This is a genomic window from Gardnerella sp. DNF00983, from assembly GCF_049244265.1.
GTDB lineage: Bacteria > Actinomycetota > Actinomycetes > Actinomycetales > Bifidobacteriaceae > Bifidobacterium > Bifidobacterium vaginale_J.
This window is the reverse complement of record NZ_CP058392.1, coordinates 97,545-116,380: the sequence shown is the minus strand read 5'-3', so window position 1 is coordinate 116,380 and position 18,836 is coordinate 97,545. Positions and strand designations below refer to the sequence as shown.

The 18,836-nt window shown below is 42.2% G+C and carries 14 protein-coding genes and 1 pseudogene; 8 read left to right on the top strand and 7 right to left on the bottom strand.

Annotation, left to right across the window (positions count from 1 at the left end):
• Positions 1–190 precede the first annotated feature (190 nt).
• The 5 genes and pseudogenes from HXT34_RS00485 to malQ all read left to right on the top strand — a co-directional run bounded on the left by HXT34_RS00485 (position 191) and on the right by malQ (position 8,754).
• Positions 191–1,419, top strand: a pseudogene (locus HXT34_RS00485) (extracellular solute-binding protein).
• A gap of 153 nt (positions 1,420–1,572) precedes the next feature.
• The gene (locus HXT34_RS00480) at positions 1,573–2,970 is read left to right on the top strand and encodes a carbohydrate ABC transporter permease (protein WP_391496062.1); all 1,398 of its coding nucleotides are present in this window, start codon (positions 1,573–1,575) and stop codon (positions 2,968–2,970) included.
• A gap of 74 nt (positions 2,971–3,044) precedes the next feature.
• Positions 3,045–3,902 (top strand): sugar ABC transporter permease, encoded by an 858-nt coding sequence (locus tag HXT34_RS00475; RefSeq protein WP_391496493.1) that lies wholly within the window; start codon positions 3,045–3,047, stop codon positions 3,900–3,902.
• Between the two features lie 314 nt (positions 3,903–4,216).
• Positions 4,217–6,226 carry a type I pullulanase gene (pulA, locus tag HXT34_RS00470; protein ID WP_415683069.1) on the top strand — a complete coding sequence of 670 codons (2,010 nt, stop codon included), beginning with the start codon at positions 4,217–4,219 and terminating at the stop codon, positions 6,224–6,226.
• A gap of 278 nt (positions 6,227–6,504) precedes the next feature.
• The gene (malQ, locus tag HXT34_RS00465; RefSeq protein ID WP_415683070.1) at positions 6,505–8,754 is read left to right on the top strand and encodes a 4-alpha-glucanotransferase; all 2,250 of its coding nucleotides are present in this window, start codon (positions 6,505–6,507) and stop codon (positions 8,752–8,754) included.
• 150 nt (positions 8,755–8,904) lie between these two features.
• Here the strand turns inward: malQ and HXT34_RS00460 are convergent, their stop codons facing one another.
• The 3 genes from HXT34_RS00460 to HXT34_RS00450 form a co-directional block, all read right to left on the bottom strand.
• The gene (locus tag HXT34_RS00460; protein ID WP_415683071.1) at positions 8,905–9,513 is read right to left on the bottom strand and encodes a DUF624 domain-containing protein; all 609 of its coding nucleotides are present in this window, start codon (positions 9,511–9,513) and stop codon (positions 8,905–8,907) included.
• 187 nt (positions 9,514–9,700) lie between these two features.
• Positions 9,701–10,534, bottom strand: a complete 834-nt coding sequence (locus HXT34_RS00455) for a carbohydrate ABC transporter permease (protein ID WP_391496066.1) — start codon at positions 10,532–10,534, stop codon at positions 9,701–9,703.
• A complete protein-coding gene (locus HXT34_RS00450) occupies positions 10,531–11,382 on the bottom strand; it encodes a carbohydrate ABC transporter permease (RefSeq protein WP_415683072.1) in 852 nt (283 codons plus the stop codon). The genes HXT34_RS00455 and HXT34_RS00450 overlap by 4 nt, the downstream gene beginning before the upstream one ends.
• A gap of 302 nt (positions 11,383–11,684) precedes the next feature.
• Here HXT34_RS00450 and HXT34_RS00445 point away from each other — a divergent pair, with 302 nt between their 5' ends.
• Complete coding sequence (locus HXT34_RS00445) at positions 11,685–12,698, top strand: LacI family DNA-binding transcriptional regulator (RefSeq protein ID WP_415683073.1); 1,014 nt, start codon at positions 11,685–11,687, stop codon at positions 12,696–12,698.
• A 197-nt stretch (positions 12,699–12,895) separates the two neighbouring features.
• On the opposite strand, the gene HXT34_RS00440 is transcribed toward HXT34_RS00445, so the two are convergent.
• The 3 genes from HXT34_RS00440 to HXT34_RS00430 all read right to left on the bottom strand — a co-directional run bounded on the left by HXT34_RS00440 (position 12,896) and on the right by HXT34_RS00430 (position 16,830).
• Complete coding sequence (locus tag HXT34_RS00440) at positions 12,896–14,239, bottom strand: ABC transporter substrate-binding protein (RefSeq protein WP_415683074.1); 1,344 nt, start codon at positions 14,237–14,239, stop codon at positions 12,896–12,898.
• 275 nt (positions 14,240–14,514) lie between these two features.
• On the bottom strand, positions 14,515–15,942 hold the full coding sequence (locus HXT34_RS00435; RefSeq protein ID WP_415683075.1) for an ABC transporter substrate-binding protein: 1,428 nt from the start codon (positions 15,940–15,942) through the stop codon (positions 14,515–14,517).
• 177 nt (positions 15,943–16,119) lie between these two features.
• Positions 16,120–16,830, bottom strand: coding sequence for a histidine phosphatase family protein (locus HXT34_RS00430; RefSeq protein WP_421784915.1), 711 nt, complete (start codon positions 16,828–16,830; stop codon positions 16,120–16,122).
• 172 nt (positions 16,831–17,002) lie between these two features.
• On the opposite strand from HXT34_RS00430, the gene HXT34_RS00425 reads away from it, so the two are divergent.
• Positions 17,003–17,458 (top strand): DUF4235 domain-containing protein, encoded by a 456-nt coding sequence (locus HXT34_RS00425; RefSeq protein WP_421784913.1) that lies wholly within the window; start codon positions 17,003–17,005, stop codon positions 17,456–17,458.
• 108 nt (positions 17,459–17,566) lie between these two features.
• A complete protein-coding gene (locus tag HXT34_RS00420) occupies positions 17,567–18,355 on the top strand; it encodes a nitroreductase family protein (RefSeq protein ID WP_421784911.1) in 789 nt (262 codons plus the stop codon).
• A 48-nt stretch (positions 18,356–18,403) separates the two neighbouring features.
• Here the strand turns inward: HXT34_RS00420 and HXT34_RS00415 are convergent, their stop codons facing one another.
• Positions 18,404–18,661 (bottom strand): hypothetical protein, encoded by a 258-nt coding sequence (locus HXT34_RS00415; protein ID WP_116971496.1) that lies wholly within the window; start codon positions 18,659–18,661, stop codon positions 18,404–18,406.
• Between the last annotated feature and the right edge of the window lie 175 nt (positions 18,662–18,836).

Genomic DNA, 18,836 nt, shown 5'->3' with positions numbered 1-18,836 from the left:
ATATGCAAACTAGCCCGCCACTCATTTGCAAACGACGTGATATCCGTGTATACTACACAGTGCTTACGAACGGATTTGTGAGACTTGTGACGCTGCTCTACGCAGCAATCGCGATGTTGCGCCACAACGGAATCCGTTACTACGCCACCAAATGATATGCCAGTTTTTGGCATGATATAGGAGGTCAAGGATGACGAATATTAAGAAGATGCTGGGTGCAGGTCTTGCAGTTGCTACTTTGTTTGGATTTGCAGCTTGCGGTTCAAGCACTAACAATAATTCTGATGGCAAGGCAGCTCCAGTAAAGCTTACTGTATGGTCTGCTTCTGAAGATCAGAAAGCCGGCGGCTGGATTGACACCATGGAGAAGGAATTCAAGAAGGATCACCCAGAAGTTAGCTTCAAGAATTCTGTAGTTGCTCCTCCAGATGCTGCAACAACTGTAAAGCAGGATCCTAAAGCAGCTGCTGATGTTTATCTCTTCCCTAAGATCAGATTGGTGAGTTAGTAAAAGCTGGTGCTATTGGCGAATTAGGCGATGACGCTGTGAAGCAGGTCAAGGAGCAGAATGAGGACGCTTTGGTTAAGTCCGTCACTGCTCAGGATGGCAAGATGTACGGCGTTCCTTATACCAGCAACACTTGGTTCATGTACTACAACAAGTCCAAGTTCTCTGCTGATGACGTTAAGTCCCTCGACAAGATGCTTGAGAAGGGCAAGGTTGCATTCGATATTGGCGGCGGCTGGTACCTCGCCGGTTTCTACCTCGATGGCAACCTGAAGTTCTTCGGTGATAATGGTCGCGATGCAAAGGCTGGTATTAAGCTCGGCGATAAGGCAGCTGCTGTTACCAAGTACATTGCAAAGTTCATTCAGAATAAGAACTTTGTCATGGATGGCAATGGTGCAGGCTTAGCTGGCATCAAGGATGGCACTGTCGATGCTTACTTCTCCGGTTCTTGGGATGAAGCAGACGTAAAGAAGGCTTTAGGCGATAATTACGCTGCCGCAGCTCTTCCTAAGTTCAAGACTGAAGCTGGCGAATTGCAAATGAAGTCCTTCGTTGGTTCTAAGGCCGTTGGCTATAACCCGAATTCCAAGGCTCCAGAAATGGCTGCTAAGTTTGCTGCCTTCCTTGGATCTAAGGAATCCCAGAAGAAAGCTTATGAGCTTCAGAGCGTAATTCCTTCCGACAAGACTCTTGCAGATACCGTTAAAGATGATGCAGGTGCTACTGCTCAGATGGAAACCATTGCTAAGACTTCTGTCGTGCAGCCAAATATTCCTGAAATGAGTGCATACTGGGATCCGTCTAAGAACTTCGGCTCCGCTCTTGCAAACAAGGAAATTAATGAAAGCAATGCTGCAGCAAAGACTGCAGACTTCCAGAAGAGCTTCGATGAAGCTCTTAAGAAGTAAGCTTCCTTACAGTATCGATTATCTGAAAAACGTAAGTAGTGCTACACAACTTACGTAAAAATAAAACGCCCCGCTCCCCACACTATTGTGAATAGGGGCGGGGCGTTTTATTTCTCCTCAAAACGCACTCATTGTTTATAGGAAAGGCATGTCATGATTGGCACAGCATCCATGAAACGATTAAAGCGTCGGAATACACCGAATTCTGAGCGCTTTGCACCGTCACCATACTCATTGCAGAAAGCAGCAAAAGGTGCTGACATTTACTCTTGGTTCTCTATTATCATTTTCGGCTTCGGTAATTTAGCACGCCGACAGTTCACTAAAGGCGTTATTTTCTTAGTAACTGAAATAGCTGTAATCTACTTCTTAGCTACTACTGGCGTCGAATATTTACCAAAGATCACGACTTTAGGCACTCTTAAAGCAACAAAGATTAAAATCAGAGGTTTTTGGCATTATACAGAGGGTGACAGCTCTGTGGAGATTCTTCTTTACTGCGTTATGTCTCTTGCTGCTATTTGCTTACTAATTTTCTTAGCTACTCTGTCTTTACGTAGTGCTTATAAAGCGCAAGATACTGTCGCAAAAGGTAAGAAGCCTGCTAATTTCTACGAAGATTTAAAGTCTTTACTTGATCAGAATGCTCATGTTGGTTTTATGACCATACCAACCATTGGAATTGTTCTCTTTACAATTTTGCCATTAATCTTCATGATCTCTATGGCATTCACAAATTACGATAGCAAGCATGTTCCACTGTTTAGCTGGGTAGGATTACAGAATTTCTTCGATATTGGCAATTCGAATAGCTTAATTAATGCTAAAGTTTTCATAGACGTGTTAGTTTGGACTTTAGTGTGGGCTTTCTTTGCAACATTCTTGAACTTCTTCTTCGGAATGTTCATGGCTATGATTATCAATAGACGCACCACCCGCTTCAAGGGCTTATGGCGCACTTGCTTCTCCCTAACTGTTGCAGTTCCACAGTTTGTTTCATTACTCGTTATGCATAGTATGCTTCAACGTGAAGGCGCTATTAATCGTTTACTCTTAGCTTCGGGATGGATTCATTCTCCATTACCATTCTTCCAAGATGCAACCTGGGCGCGAGTAACTGTGATTCTCATCAATCTTTGGGTTGGTATCCCGTATACTATCATGCAGATTACAGGCATTTTGCAAAACGTTCCTGCAGAACTTTACGAAGCAGCAGAGCTCGATGGTGCAAGTTGGTGGCAGCGTTTCATGAACGTCACAATGCCATATATCTTCTTCGTAATGACACCTTACTTAATTACAACTTTCACAGGCAACGTAAACAACTTCAACGTTATTTACCTCTTGTCAGGAGGCGATCCGTCATCACTCACATCTTCAGCAGGTAAGACTGATTTGCTTATTACATGGCTCTACAAGCTGACTGTAGACAAGAGCGACTACAGCATGGGCGCTGTGATTGGCATTATGACATTCATTGTTCTTGCTGTCGTAGCACTGATTACGTATCGCAACTCTGGATCTTACAAGAATGAGGAGGGATTCCGGTGAGTAATAAAGATAAAGTTACGAAATCTGCGCCTGAACAAAAAGATCAGTCAGTGCATAGCACGCGTAGCGTTCCAATGTGGCGCGATCAACGAGTTCGTCGTCGCGTCGGAGATTTTGCAGCGCACTTGTTCCTGATTCTCATGTCTATTGTTTGGCTCACGCCAATCGCTTGGATATTCTTAGAAAGTTTCAACAAGAACACTGCTCCATATCAGACTACGTTCTTCCCTACCGAATACTCATTTAATAACTATATTCAACTGTTCACTCAGCGCGAAACATTTGATTTCCCACGAATGTTCCTCAACACTTTGATAGTGTCAATTTTCGTGTGCATTATCTCACTGTTCTTCGTACTCGTAGTGGCATTCTGCATGTCTCGTCTGCGCTTCCGCGGACGTAAGACATTCATGAATATTGCTTTGATTTTGGGTATGTTCCCATCCATCATGGCTGTTATCGCTATTTACTTCATTTTGAAAGCATTTGGCTTAACAAACGGTAGCGTAATACTCATCTCCTTAATTATCGTGTACTCTGCCGGTAGCGGTATGGGCTTCTACGTTATGAAGGGCTATATGGATACTATTCCAAAGTCTTTGGATGAAGCTGCATACTTGGACGGCTGCACAACTTGGCAAGTATTCTATAAGATTATTCTTCCAATCTGCAAGCCTATGATTGTGTTCCAGGCTATTACTAGCTTCTTGGGACCATGGGTTGACTTCGTTTTGGTTAAGACTATTGCTCGAACTGCAGATAACTACACTGTTGCTGTGGGCTTGTGGCAAATGCTTCAGAAAGAGTATATTAATCACTGGTTCGCACGATTCTCCGCAGGTGCTGTGTGCGTCTCCATACCAATCTCAATCCTGTTTATCGTTATGCAACGATTCTACGAAGAGTCCATGTCTGGCTCCGTTAAGGGCTGATAATTTACAGGATATAAATCTACTGAAGGCTGAGACGCTTTCGAGCGTTTCAGCCTTCTTTTTCATCTAAACAATGCGAATATACAACTTAAAATAAAAATAACTTAACACACTCGCCGTTTGACTTAATACGATAATGGCTATCACATAAACCCTACCGTGTTTAGCCAAATAGTGCCGCAAAACATAAAAACTTGATAACAGAATAATAAGTAAATAATAAAATTTAAAAAACTGTATAATTACTAATACGATTAGATAATTTAGAAAATTTAGACGATTCGCAAAATAGCGAAAGAAGAAGGATACCATATATGACGACTCCATCTTCGGCAACATGGCCTGTATACGAAGGACCTCTTGGATTTACTCTAAACGCCAAATCTACAACATTTACTGTGTGGGCACCAACTGCGCAGAATGTAACGCTAAGACTTTTTGAAACTGGAAATAACAGTGAGCCAACTCAAACACATGAGTTGAAACCGTTGCATGACGGAGCTTGGCGAATTAATTTCCGCAAGCGTTTAGACGGCATATACTACGATTATCTCGTTACTTTCCAAGATGGCACAGTAAATCGTACAAGCGACCCTTGGGGCGTAGCAAGCGGCGTAAATGGAGAGCGCAGCCTTGTAATAGACGATGAGCGAGTATCTCCTGCCAATTGGCATAAAGATAAGTCTCCTAAATTTGTGCGCCATGCAATGGTTGTGTGGGAAACACATGTTGCAGATTTCAGCAGCAATCCTAATGGCGGTTTTAAGCCAGAACATAGAGGACAGTATCTCGCTTTTACTGATGAACATACATCTTTGCAAAATCCAGATTCTTCTGAATGCAACTTCCCTACTGGCTTGGATTATTTAAAGCAGCTTGGCATCACTCACGTACAGCTCGAACCTATTTACGATTTTGCAACAGTTGATGAATCTGCAATTGACAATGCTAGAAAAAATGGTGCTTCTGCAGAAGAGCTAGATTCTTTGTATAACTGGGGTTATGATCCTCACGCTTACAACGTTCCTGAAGGCGCTTATTCTAGCAATCCTTACGACGGCACTGCGCGAATTCGCGAATGCAAGGCAATGATTGCGGCATTACACGCTAATGGCCAACGTGTAATTATGGATGTTGTTTATAACCACATGTACAAGTCCGCAGAAAATGCTTTCGAATGCATGGCTCCTGGATATTTCTGCAGGCGAGACTCTGACGGATCTTTTGCTAACGGTTCTGGCTGTGGAAATGAAATGGCTTCTGAACATCCTATGTTCCGCAGGTTTATTATTGAATCTTTGCTGCATTGGGCACGTTGCTATCACATTGATGGCTTCCGTTTTGATCTTATGGGCTTGACTGATACTGAAACCTTAAATCAGGCACGAGCTGCATTAGATGAGCTTCCTGGCGGTAAAGATATTGTTATGTATGGAGAACCGTGGGGTGCTTCGGATCCTGCTGTTGATGAGAAAGTTCCGATGGGAGATAAAGACGGCAGAGGCACTCTTAACGAGCGCATAGGCTGGTTTAGTGACGAGTCTCGTGATTCTCTCAAAGGCAACGTCATGAACCATTTCGACCGTGGGTATGTAAATGGCAATGAGTTCTGGTGCTCGGATGCGGCTCGTCAAACTCTTAATGCATGGCGTGATACTCCTTCTGCAGGCAAAGAAGTTGGACAGATTGTTCAATATACTTCTGCTCACGACGATTTGACTTTGTGGGATAAGCTCTGCATTTCTATGCACGAGAATGCCAGCGATTTTGAGTTTGACGCTCAAGATGCAAAACAAGTTGCGGATATTTTGAACGCTAATATGTTTGCAGCTGGAATTGTTTTGTGCTCTGCAGGCACGCCGTTTATGCTTAGCGGAGAAGAGTTTGGACGTACTAAGCACGGTTGCGATAATTCTTATAATCGCGGTGTACTAATGAACCAGCTTGACTGGGCGCGCGCTGAACGTTTCAATCCGCTTGTTCAATGGTATCGTGCACTTATAAAGCTTCGCGCTGAATATAGCTCATTGTATGACGGCAAACGCAAACAACTTGAAACGTCTAACCATACTGTTTTGGCTACGCGCATTGGCAATAATTTAATTGTTTGCGCAAATCCTATGTATCATGAAGATGCAACTATTCAACTACCTGCTATTCATAGTGCAAAGGCTCAAGAGTGGCATTGCATACTTAATTCAAGTGATTATTTTGCTAAGTGGACTGGAGAACAGCCTGATACCGAAGTAAATATTACAACAGAAAAAAGCGCTGCTACCCTACACTTGCCTACCAGAACTTTTGTTGTGCTTAGCAACAAGTAATTGCGTTTTAGTAAGTCAAAAAAAAATAACAAACTATCGGACAATTGCAACTAAACGTGAGTAATAACAACACTTGCGTTTAGTTGCAATTACTTATAAAACTAGCAAATATGTCGCAACGCTAATTTGCAAACGATGTCAGGTATTTATATAATTGACAGGCAGGGTGTATTCCAATCCAGAGATGTATTGATTTACACGCTATCGCCATAGTTGCACATTTGGCACGCTTACGACGATGTTAGAAATGTGCCAAATCACAAAGTAGAAGGAGAACCATGACAACAACAGCTACTGGCAAAGCTGATGCTGATAAGCCTATGGAAGAAAGCGCGGAACGTCTTACACGTCCACTTATTAAGCTTGCTAAGGCGTGCGGCGTTGCCACTTTTTATATTGATCAGCAAGGAAGCTACACAGAAATTACAGATGAAGCATTAGTTGGAGTACTTGATGCATTAGGCATGCCTGCCGATACTCAAGACGATATTGCAATTTCATACGAGAAGGTTCAGCGCAAACGCTCTAGCGAATTATTGCCACCAACTGTCGTTTCGTTTAATGGCGCAAAAACTTGCGTACCAATTCACGCAGGAGATGCCCAAAAAGAGCAAATTCATATTTCTCTTACACTCGAAGATGGAACGGATTATGAAGGTTCGTTAGGCGATATTCAATCCGAAGACAATGGAGATTTGTTCATTGAGCTTCCGGATGATTTGCCAATGGGCTACCACACTTTGCATGCTAAAGTAATCAGCGCGAATGGTGAGACGGCTCAACATGCTGATGTCACATTGATTGCCGCACCTGCGCGTATTCCATTGCCTGAAAGCGTTAAGCAAAAGCAACGTTGGGGATTCATGACGCAAATGTATTCTGTGCGTTCAAAAGATTCTTGGGGAATTGGCGATTATGGCGATTTGCGTCGCCTACTTAAGGATGCTGGAGAAATCGGCAAGGCTGATTTTATGCTGATTAATCCAATTCATGCGTGCGCTCCAGTAACACCTCTTGAGCCTTCACCGTACTTGCCTGAGTCTCGTAGGTTCTTGAATGTCACTTATATTCGTCCGCAAGATATTCCGGAATATGCTGAATTAAGTGGAGAGGATCTCGCTAAAGTAGAGCAATTGCATGAGTCTATTGCACCTCAAAACAACAATCCAAATCCTATAGATATCAACGCTGCATGGGATGCCAAGCTTCCTGCGTTGCGTATTATTTTCAAGCAGCCTCGTTCTGCAGAACGCGAGCGCGAGTTTAGTGAGTTTAAGCATCGTTCTGGTGAAGATCTTGATGCTTTTGCAACTTGGTGTGTTGCGTTTGAGGTTTGGGGTGCTCCTTGGGGCGAGAATTTGTGGTTTGATACTACCGGTAAAGGCACTCCGCAAATTGAACGACTTAAGCGCGAACATGCTGACTTGTTTGAGTTCCATCGTTGGCTTCAGTGGATTGCTGATGAGCAAGTTGCTGCAGCTCACGCTGAAGCTAAAGCTGCTGGTATGGCAATTGGTCTTATGCAAGACATGGCAGTTGGCGTACACGGCTACGGTGCTGACGTTTGGTGGAGTCCGGAACGATTTGCTAATGGCGTAAGCGTTGGCGCTCCTCCTGACTTCTACAACCAGCAAGGTCAGGATTGGGGTCAACCTCCATTCGATCCAAATTATTTGGATGAAACTGGCTATATTGCTTACCGAGACATGGTTCATAACGTGTTCTTGCATGCAGGAGCTGCTCGTATTGATCATGTTCTTGGATTGTTCCGCTTGTGGTGGATTCCACAAGGACAAAGCGCTAGAAACGGCGCCTATGTGTACTACAACGTAGATGCAATGCTCGCAGTTCTCACTATTGAAGCAACTCGCGCAGGCGGCGTTGTTATTGGCGAAGATTTGGGCACTGTGCCGAAGTATGTTTCTAAGGTTCTTGCATCTCATGGCGTGCTTGGCACTGTTGTTGAGTGGTTCATCCACGACGACGAAGCTGAAGCCGCTACTAAGAAGGCTGGAAAGAAGCAAATTATTTTCGCTAATCCGTCTACATATCGAGAGTATGCGCTTGCTTCCGTTACTACGCACGATATGCCACCTACAGCTGGTTATCTTGCGTTTGAGCATGTAAAGCTTCGCGAACAGCTTCACTTGCTTACAGACTCCGTAGAAACGTTCCAGGAGGCTGCTCAAGCTGAACGCGATGCAATGATGAAGATGCTTCTTGAGAACGGCTGGATTAGCAAAGACGCTGCTGAGGATGTTGAAGGTCATGTACAAGAGATTGTGGAAGCTATGCATGCAATTATGCTCACTTCCCCATCTTTGCTTTTACAGGTTGCTTTGGTTGACGCTGTCGGCGAGAAGCGTTCGCAGAATCAGCCTGGAACTAGTACAGAGTATCCAAACTGGCGTATTCCACTTGCTGACGCTGATGGTCGTGTAGTTCACACCGATGAAGTATTTAAGTCACCACGAGTGCTATCTATGACGGCAGTTATGCGCGGCGAAAATACACGGAAGCATATATAATTTAATAGTTGGTTTACTTATGAACTAACTCTATTCCCCCTCGTAAGGAATATGATTTGCATAGCTGCAGATCAAAATATTCCTTGCAATGATGTCCTATGTGAGGCGAGCATTGTCACAGATGCTCGCCTCATTAATTATTTGCAGAAATTACTTCTTAATATACTTTGCAAAAACACGCTCCAACAAAGGCGTGTGAAGCATAATAAGCGATCCCCAACCAATGAATACCAACAAAGGTAAACCCTGCGGCAAATATACGATTGATGCAAATATTAACACAATAAACACTACATCTAGCAGTGTCATTACAAGAGTTTCTTTCCAATACGAAATACCAAAAATAAGAGAATTAACCACTGTTTTATCAATTGAATTTTTAAAACGCGCTTGTAGCGCAAACACCCATTCGGCAACAATAATCCACAATATGCTCAGAATAAATTTAATAATTAAAAGTGGAGTAGACCACACGCAAAGCCATAGCCAAATAATAGCAAGCAAAACTGGTCCCATTACAGCCCAAATAATAGTAGATTCCAAAAAGTTGCTAGCAAACGCGCGAAAATAAGCTGCAGTAATATGTCCTTCACCTTGCTCTGTACGTCTTGCAGCATCATGACCAGCACAAAGAGAAGCGCCGATAGTAATTAAAGGAATGCTTGTTAAAATCATCAATATTGTAAGCCACACAGCATCAGCAAATGTTTCCATGCTTTGCGCAAACTTTGAATCTGGGCTTCCAAACGAGAAAATCATTCTATACTATCTCCTGGTTTTATGACGCAATTCCTATGCTTTACTATCTACAGATACTCTAATAACGAACTCTACCACCTAATTACAAACTAGCGTAACTATTAAAAATAATGACGGTGTGCACAAACGTAATAGTATGCGCACACCGCCGCTTTTACTGCCACTTGAATTTTGGAGGAGAATTAATTTATCCCTTTACTGCACCAGACATAACACCTTTAATAATGTACTTCTGGCAAATGAGATAGAAGATTATGATTGGAACAATTGCCATAACCAAGCAACCCATCATTGCGCCCATCTCAACAGATCCATAGCCGCCCTTCAAATACTGAACAGCTATAGAAATGGTCTTATACTTGTTGAGATCGAGCGTCAAGAATGGAAGCAGGAAGTCATTCCAAATCCACATTGCTTGCAAGATTGAAACCGAAATAATAGCAGGTCGCATAATCGGCACAATAATCTGGAAGAATATGCGTGGCACAGAAGCACCATCAATCATTGCAGACTCTTCGAGTTCTTGTGGGATACCCTTAATCACACCAGTGAAAATAAACACTGCAAGTCCTGCGCCAAAGCCTAAGTAAATAATCCACAATCCCCATGGAGTATTCAACTTTAAAGTGTTCGTAATGTAAGCAAGGGTGTACATAACCATCTGGAATGGCACAATCATGTTGAACAGGAACAACACGTAAAGCAGTTTCGCAAACCAATTGTTAACTCTAACAATCCACCATGCACACATTGATGTGCACAGAAGAATGAGAATCACAGAACCAACAGTTACAACAATAGTCCAGAGGAAACTCATTGGAAAATCAGTACGATTTGAACCTAATACGTAGTTAGACATTCCAACAAACGATTTTGAACTAAAAGTAAAAGGATTGCTTGCAATATCAACCTTAGACTTGAAAGAATTCAGTACCACTAAAACTATAGGGAAAATCCATAACAAGCTTATAAGAGTGAACAGCACAGTCCATAACGCAGGATGCTTTGTTTTCTCGTTCATGCCGCTACCTCCTTCGACCTAGTGAGCATATTCTGAACCATAGCAATAACAGCCACAACAATGAAGAACATGACTGCCTGAGCCTGACCAACGCCTTCACATCTTGGAGTAGTGAAAGTTCTATAAATGTTAAGAGCTAACATCTCTGTCTTCCTTGAAGGACCACCGTTAGTTAATGCGAAGTTCTGATCGAAAAGCTTGAAGCCGTTGGTAACTGTTAAGAATGTGCAAACAGTAATAGAAGGCATCATCAATGGAATAGTAATCTTGAATAAAGTCTGCCTTGGGTTTGCACCATCGACAGCAGCAGCTTCCATAACATCTCCAGGAAGAGCTTGCATTCCTGCGATATAAATAATCATCATATAGCCAATTTGCTGCCAGCAAACAACAATCACAAGACCCCAGAAACCGAATACTTCAGAGAACGTAATCGAACGATTGAAGTACCCGAGTATACCATTTAACAAAAGCTGCCAAATATAGCTTAAAACAATGCCGCCAATAAGATTTGGCATGAAGAACACGGCTCTGAATATCGTCGTGCCCTTGAACTTCTTAGTAAGCATGTACGCAATTGCAAAAGCAATAACATTAATAATTATTGTTGTAATAACTGCAAAAAGCGTTGTGAACAAAAATGAATAAACAAGATGCGGATCTTTTAAAGCTCTATAGTAGTTACGAAAACCCACAAACTTGCCATCAGTTACAGTAGTGAATTTTCTAAAGCTCAAATACACACCCATAACAAATGGCACCAAGAAGCCAACAATAAACGCAGCAAACGTTGGCAGTGCAAATAACCACCACCACTTACGTATTGCTTTTCCGCTCATACTAATCATGACTCGTCACTTTCTCCTCCTTGAGTGGCGACATCCACGTAGACATCGCTGTCCCGAACCAATAATTTCATTCTACTACATGAATTATCTATGTCAAACGTTGTCATTTTGACATGTCGCTTCAAACAAATATCAAAATTTAGTTTTAAAAAAATTGCTTATTATCGTTGGCATTCCAGTAAAATTTGTTAAAATAGAAGTGTTTGCAAACGTTTGTTTGTTTCGAACTATAAAAGTTCGTACTAAGCAACTAAACACAAAGCTGTGCTACACGTTTGCTATACGCGAATAAAGGAGTTCACATGTCGGCAAATATTCAAGATGTAGCAAATAAAGCTCATGTGTCAGTTTCTACTGTGTCACGTTCATTTACACGACCAAACTTAGTATCTGCATCTACTCGCAATAAAGTATTGGCAATTGCCGAAAAAATGAATTTTTCTATTTCGAAATCTGCAGCAGCACTGAAATCAGGCAAAACCTTGCGCATCGCTTTACTTATTAGCGATCAAATTCGCCTATGGTTTTCTGCATCTATAATTCAAGGATTGAATCAAGTATTCCACACAGCTGGGTACGATTTGTCCATTTTCCAGATTTCCAGCAGCAAAGAGCGTAGCGAATTTTTCACAATGCTCCCAACTAGACGTAATGCTGACGCTGTTATCGTGTGCTCCTTTGACGTAAATACAGACGAAATTGCACAACTTAAATCAACAGGAGTGCCAATTGTTGGCATAAACTGCTTATATCCTCAAAAATGCGATTTTGACGCGACTATCAATATTGACGACGACCAAGGTGCAAGACTTATGGCACGCCACTTAATCGGTTTAGGGCATCGCAATATTGCATATGTGCGCACAACTCGTGACGTTTCACTGCATTTCAGCGTATTGCAACGTTACCATTCTTTTATTGACGAATGTAAAAATAGCGGAATAACACCTACAGAAATTGTTGCACCTGCCAATTCTGACCGCATAAGCGCTATAGTTTCTATGCTTCTTGGAAGTTCAATTATGCCAACAGCAATTGCATGCCAAGAAGACGGGATTGCAATACCACTTATGTTTCAGCTTGCTCGCAGTGGGTATTCTACTCCAAAAGATGTGTCAATTATTGGTTTTGACGATAGTTTTTACGCGCACGAAACTGGCTTAACTACTATTAGGCAGGACCCAGTCGATATTGCTTCTACTGCAGCAGACATAACGCTTTCTCTTATAAGTGCAGAGAAAGTTGAAGATCCACATCGCATTGTTCCAGCGCAACTTATCGTGCGCTCAAGTACAGCCGCATTATTAAACGACTAAGCCTTTTATAATTTTCTATAAGGTATCAAGATAACAAAGATACCAAAATAACAAAGATACCAAAATAACAAAGATACCAAAATAACAAAATCCGCTAGGACTTAGCACTATCATGTGCCAGTATCCTAGCGGATTTGCTTACGTCACCTTTGCTTGCTTACGTCAGCAGGTGTAACGTCTATTTATTTATTAATGGATCAGTCGTCATCTTCGTGAGCCTGAGAATATTCCTTAGCCCAGCCGTCAACGAATGCGCTCTTAACCTTATCCCACTTGCCGGTGCCCTGAGCGTACTCAAGCAAAGCGGAGCCGAGGTCGTTCTTCCAGTTATCAGATGGCATTACGGTGAAGTTCCAGCTTACTGGAGTCTTACCGGACTTAGCATCTTCAACAGCTGCTTGAGTCAATGGGTTGTCGGACTTGATATCTGCGAAGCTCTTGAATGGAGTGGTGAAGCCCATCTTCTTGGACAAAGCATCCTTACCAGTATCGGAAGTAAGCAACCACTTCAAGAAGTCCTTAGTTGCCTTCTTGTTAGCGTCAGATGCCTTCTCGTTGATGCACCAATAGTTCTCAGAACCAGTTGCCAAACCTTGCTTCTCTTCGCCCTTAGCGCCAATGTAAATTGGGAGCATGCCAAGGTCTTCAGCCTTCATACCAGCCTTGGAGAGGTCACCCCAAGCCCAAGTACCATTCTGATAGAACACAGCCTTGCCCTGCGAGAACTCAGCATTTGCATCTTCACCAGTCTTAGAACCAATCTTCGTTGCTGGTGTAGTGGAATCATTAATGTAAAGATCGAAAATCTTCTTGTAACCGTCAAGGAACGTACCCTTTACCTTTGCAGGCTGCTTGGTAACATGATCTTCCTTGAACTCATAGTACAAAGGAAGATTTGCAAGGTGGGTCTTGAAACGCCAATCAGAGCTGGAATCGAAACCTGCAGAAGTGAATGCACCATCGACACCAAGATCTGACTTATGCTTTTGAATATCATCTGCAACAGCCTTCAACTTATCGAAGGAGTTGATTTCTTCAGCAGACTTTACCTTAGCATCCTTAAGACCGGTGTACTTCTTGAGCAAAGCCTTGTTATAAATCAAGCCGTATGTTTCCATTGCATATGGAATACCAACAACCTTATCTCCATCCTTCAAAGCAATATCCTTGTTCTGAAGCTGGCTATAAAGCTCAGTATCCTTCAAATCAGCAGTATAATCCTTCCAGCTTGCGTAACCAACTGGGCCGTTAATCTGGAAGAGTGTAGGAGCTTCGTCACCCTTGCTAATTTCGCTCTTCAAAGACTGCTCATAAGTTCCGGAAGCAGCAGTTTGAACCTTAACCTCAACACCAGTTTTCTTGGTGTATGCCTTAGCTACTTCTTTCCACTGATCTGCAGCTTCTGGCTTAAAGTTCAAGAAATAAACCTTACCTTTAGCAGAGCTGTCGCTTGAGGAGGATCCGCAAGCAGCAAGCGCGCCAAAAGCCATTGCTGAGCAAGCTACCAGTGCAATTGTTGATTTAATTGTACGATTCATCATCGAACCTTTCTCCTATGCCGACAATCCCTTCATTGGACTGCCACACCTCTAGGTGTCCTTATCGACAATACTTATTATGCCTCAACTGTTGCAATATTGCAAACGATAGCATAAGTAAATTAACGCGTGTCGTCATAAAAAATATCACACGCCAATATCTCCGATAAAATTAGCACGTATTTTTGGCAATAATTAAAGGGATTACGCAACAATTTAGCAAACGATTGCGCAACCCCTTAAGGATTATAGTTTAAAACAAATTATTTAATTAGCAGCTAACTCTTACTGTGAGCAATCTTATATTCTTTAGCCCAGCCGTCCACGAATGCGGATTTAAGAGTAGCCCATGCTTTTTCAGCACCAATAGAAGTCATACCATCTTTTGTTGCCTGAGCGTATGTAAGCAGATCAGAGCCAACATCGTCTTTCCAACCGTTAGATGGCATGGTAACAAACACCCACTTAACAGGCTTCTTGCCTTCTTTATTTGCATATTCAACAGCAGCTTGATTAAGTGGATTATCTACTTTAATTTTAGAAAAGCCTTCGAACGGCGTAACAAATCCCATCTTCTCAGCTAAAGCCCTCTTACCATAGTCTGAAGTAAGCAGCCACTTCAGGAAGTCCTCAGTAGCCTTCTTGTTAGCGGGAGAAGCCTTCTCATTGATGCACCAATAGTTCTCAGAACCAGCAGCCAAACCATGATTTTTCTCATCAGGAACACCAATGTAAATCGGCAGCATGCCAACGTCGTCAGGTTTTATGCCAGCTTTTGACAGATCACCCCAAGCCCAAGTACCATTCTGATAGAACACAGCTTTACCAAGAGCAAATTCATAAACAGCGTCCTCGCCAGTTTTAGTGCTTAACTGACTTACAGGAGTTGTGGAATCAGAAATATAAAGGTCAAAAATCTTCCTGAAATTATCAACATACTTGCCATTTATTGATTGTGGCTGACCTTTAACACCATCATCCTTGAATTGATAATACAAAGGCATATTTGCAAGGTGTGTCTTAAAACGCCAGTCTGAACTTAAATCAAATCCTGCGGATGCAAAAGCACCGTCAATCCCAAGCTCATCCTTGCGTTTTTGCAAATCGTCTGCAACTTCCTTCAACTTATCAAAAGAGGTTATTTGATCTTCAAAAGATTTGCCGTCTTCTTCCGGCTTCAACTTTGAATTATGAAGATCCGCATATCTAGCAAGCAAAGCTTTGTTGTAAATCAAGCCATAATTTTCAGTAACATATGGCACGCCAACAACCTTATTGCCATCCTTAACAGCGTAATCCTTGTATTTGTCACTAAGATTCCTATAAAGAATGGAATTAGTTAGATCAGCAGTGTAATCCTTCCAGTTAGCGTAGCCAACAGGACCGTTAATCTGGAATAACGTAGGCATTGCATCTGGATTATTTTTATATTTCTCTACTTCAGTTTTAAGTCTAGCTTCGTACTGACCACCAGTTGGCGTAGTTATGCTTACCGTAACACCAGTCTCTCTTTTGTACTCTTCAATAACCTTTTCCCATTCGGCAGTAGCCTCAGGCTTGAAGTTGAAGAAAATAACCTTCCCACCAGCAGACCTATCGGTATTTGCACCAAAAGACTTAGAAAAACCAAAAGCAGTAAACGCGCAAGCCGCCAAAACAGCGCAAACTACTAGCGCAATAATCGACTTAACTGAACGACTCATCATCGAACCTTTCCACATACTGCTAATCTTTTCCAAACTAACTAATTACCACTATTGAATACTGTTTAAACCACAGTAGTGAACCAATATTACAGCAAACGCAAGACTCAAATATATAAACGTATCTGCAATAAAAATTGTGCGAATCACAATAAAATATCCGAAATTCTAATCCGTATTTCAGCAATTCCAATGCACGATTACATTGTCACCTTTGTACTCGCCCAACACTGAATAATGCGCAGTATCGAGACGCAACAATCGCGCAAAATCTGGGCTTACTCCAAGCCAGCGCGCAGTAAGAATACGCAATACGTGCGCATGCGCAACCACAAGTACATCCTTACCTAATTTCAATTTAGGCATTGCCATATCAATAATCTTTTGAGTACGATCCGAAACCTCTTGCAAGCTTTCTCCAGAAGTCCTGTGCACATCCACTGCTTCTCCACTAGGAAGCACTTCTTTAGCGTCACTAACCATGTGAGAAGGGAGAACTTTAGGACCATGCTTCCACACATCCCACGCCTCAACGCCACTTAATGCCGCAATATCGCCTCTAGTGCGACCTTCAGCAGCACCATAATCCCACTCCAGCGCACTATCGCAAATTTCGTACGAAGCAAATCCAGCAAACTGAGCTGTTTGCTGCGCGCGACGAAGCGGACTTACAAGCACACAATCCTCATCAAAACCTTTTGTGAACGCACTCTGCAATCTAGCACCAGCCTCTTTTGCCTGCTCAACACCGACTTCAGTAAGAGGCAAATCCGTACGCCCAGTATGCTGACCGGACACACTCCAAGCAGTTTGGCCGTGACGAAGTAACACCAAGCAACCCTGCTTCAAGCATTCTTTTTCGGATAATTCTTGAGTAGCGTTATTCTGCATAGCTTTCACATTCCTCTACAGCGCCACGTAACCCTTCCGTCGCGCCGGACGCCAAGCGGCACGAGTTTGTTTCACGTATATTTCTCAAAATGCATCTACACTGCTGCAAATCAAGATTACTGTTCTATGTTACCGCCAAAATTGGTATTTCGTTACCACTAACATAGAAAATATGACGCAATTATCATCGGCTAATACTAAAACTCAACGAAGCCATCGTGCGGCTCAAGCTACAGTGCAACGACTTAATGCAGCAAATCGTAAGATTGATGCACTTCGCGAGCGCCGATTAAAAAACCCAAATACTTTAGGAGATTCTTTACTAAAATCTGCACTTCCTTCTTTTGCAACGTTTATTGCAGGGCAAATTGCGCACTTAATATGGGAAAAACATGTTGATACTAGAACAATAAATTTAAGCTCCAATAATCGTTCTAACAATCTTTCTAAAGAAAAAATTGCGCAAAAGCAGAGTGTTAAGCAAGAAGAGCCGCTGATAATGTCTCTTGGATTTGCAGTATTTTCTGCGATTCTTACTACGATTGTTGGTCGCTTAGCAAGCCGCGGAACCTTGTCTTATATTGCACGAAGGCAAAGAAAACGGCAGTTTCGAAAAAATAAATTCTGATTTTGAACGAATTAACTAAAAATGCAGAAATAAGCGAAATAATCGAAATAATAAAAGTAAGCGAAATAATAAGAAGATAATAAGGAAATAGTAAGGGACAAAAGAAACGTGCAAAATTTACGTCATAACGAAACTATTGATACTTTACTGAACCGCCGCTCAATTCGCGCTTTTAGCAGCGAAGCAATTGACGAAGATACAGTTGCCACTCTTGAAACCGTGGCTCAGCGCGCTGCTTGCAGCCAGTTTTTGAATGATTGGTCAGCGATCAAGATTACTGACGCTTCAATTAAGCAAAAGCTTTCCGAAATTGGCAATCAAACCTATATTGCTACTGCTCCGCTACTGTACGTTTTTATTATTGATCAACACAGAAATGCTGCAATTGCGCAAAAAAATGGCATAGATGTAGATACCAGTAGCGATGAGTTTATGCTTAAAACCCGTTACCGCTTTACTCAAGCTCAAAATGACGTTATTTTGGCGCTTCATGCCATGGAAACTGCCGCGGAATCTTTAGGACTTGGTTGCGTAATTCTTGGTTCAATTTTGAACAGTAGAACTCAGCTTATTGATATTTTGAATTTGCCTGAATACACATACCCTGTGCTTGGTTTGGCAATTGGTAAGCCTGCGCAAAATCCGGAATTAAAGCCACGAATGAGCGCTAACATGCAGATTTTTGAAAATACTTACCCTGCTGACGACGCTGAATTATTAGAAAATCTTGCTGATTTTGACGCTCGCGTGCATCAATACTACGATTTGCGAAATGCTAGCCGACCGGTTGATGCTTTTAGTGCGCAAATTGTTGCGTTGGCAACAGATAGTAGCGCAAAAAAGCATGAGACAGAAGATGTTGAGCAGGTTGCAAGACAAGGTTTTAATGTTGCGTAATTAGTTACGCCTTAACTTAGCGCCGCTTTAACTTAGCGCAGCATTAGTTTAGCGCCGTCTTGGTTTGTACCCGCGTTTTCTAGACCTCGGCTTCGTGCTTGCGGATGGCGAGCGCATATCTGAATACATTCGATCCACCGGATTTTTATGCGTCAAATGCCAGCATCCGCAATATTCACAAGCGTAAACCCACAATTGCGCACCACGCTCTCTTAAACTCTGCTCCGCCGCCATAAGAGCCTGCCCTTTATTCTTGTACATGATTTTTTGGGTAGATTCGCAGCGCCTCGGAGTAAAGAAATACATAGCTTTTATGGTAGCAAACCGCTTAACACAGCTTCTGCGAGCTACGCGCAATGACGTAAATCACGCAATATTCCTAAACTTAAGCCACCAAACATATTCGCAAAAGTTCAATATAAATTCAAAATAATTTGTACCATTTGCAAAAATTCAAAATAAATTCAATTTTTACTTTGCA

Excerpts from the sequence above, each read along its gene's own strand:
- HXT34_RS00460 (WP_415683071.1), bottom strand. The coding sequence starts at position 9,513 with ATGATTTTCTCGTTTGGAAGCCCAGATTCAAAGTTTGCGCAAAGCATG.
- pulA (WP_415683069.1), top strand. The coding sequence starts at position 4,217 with ATGACGACTCCATCTTCGGCAACATGGCCTGTATACGAAGGACCTCTT.
- HXT34_RS00430 (WP_421784915.1), bottom strand. The coding sequence starts at position 16,830 with ATGCAGAATAACGCTACTCAAGAATTATCCGAAAAAGAATGCTTGAAG.
- HXT34_RS00440 (WP_415683074.1), bottom strand. The coding sequence starts at position 14,239 with ATGATGAATCGTACAATTAAATCAACAATTGCACTGGTAGCTTGCTCA.
- HXT34_RS00480 (WP_391496062.1), top strand. The coding sequence starts at position 1,573 with ATGATTGGCACAGCATCCATGAAACGATTAAAGCGTCGGAATACACCG.
- HXT34_RS00450 (WP_415683072.1), bottom strand. The coding sequence starts at position 11,382 with ATGATTAGTATGAGCGGAAAAGCAATACGTAAGTGGTGGTGGTTATTT.
- HXT34_RS00455 (WP_391496066.1), bottom strand. The coding sequence starts at position 10,534 with ATGAACGAGAAAACAAAGCATCCTGCGTTATGGACTGTGCTGTTCACT.
- HXT34_RS00415 (WP_116971496.1), bottom strand. The coding sequence starts at position 18,661 with ATGTATTTCTTTACTCCGAGGCGCTGCGAATCTACCCAAAAAATCATG.
- HXT34_RS00435 (WP_415683075.1), bottom strand. The coding sequence starts at position 15,942 with ATGATGAGTCGTTCAGTTAAGTCGATTATTGCGCTAGTAGTTTGCGCT.
- malQ (WP_415683070.1), top strand. The coding sequence starts at position 6,505 with ATGACAACAACAGCTACTGGCAAAGCTGATGCTGATAAGCCTATGGAA.
- HXT34_RS00475 (WP_391496493.1), top strand. The coding sequence starts at position 3,045 with ATGTGGCGCGATCAACGAGTTCGTCGTCGCGTCGGAGATTTTGCAGCG.
- HXT34_RS00425 (WP_421784913.1), top strand. The coding sequence starts at position 17,003 with ATGACGCAATTATCATCGGCTAATACTAAAACTCAACGAAGCCATCGT.
- HXT34_RS00445 (WP_415683073.1), top strand. The coding sequence starts at position 11,685 with ATGTCGGCAAATATTCAAGATGTAGCAAATAAAGCTCATGTGTCAGTT.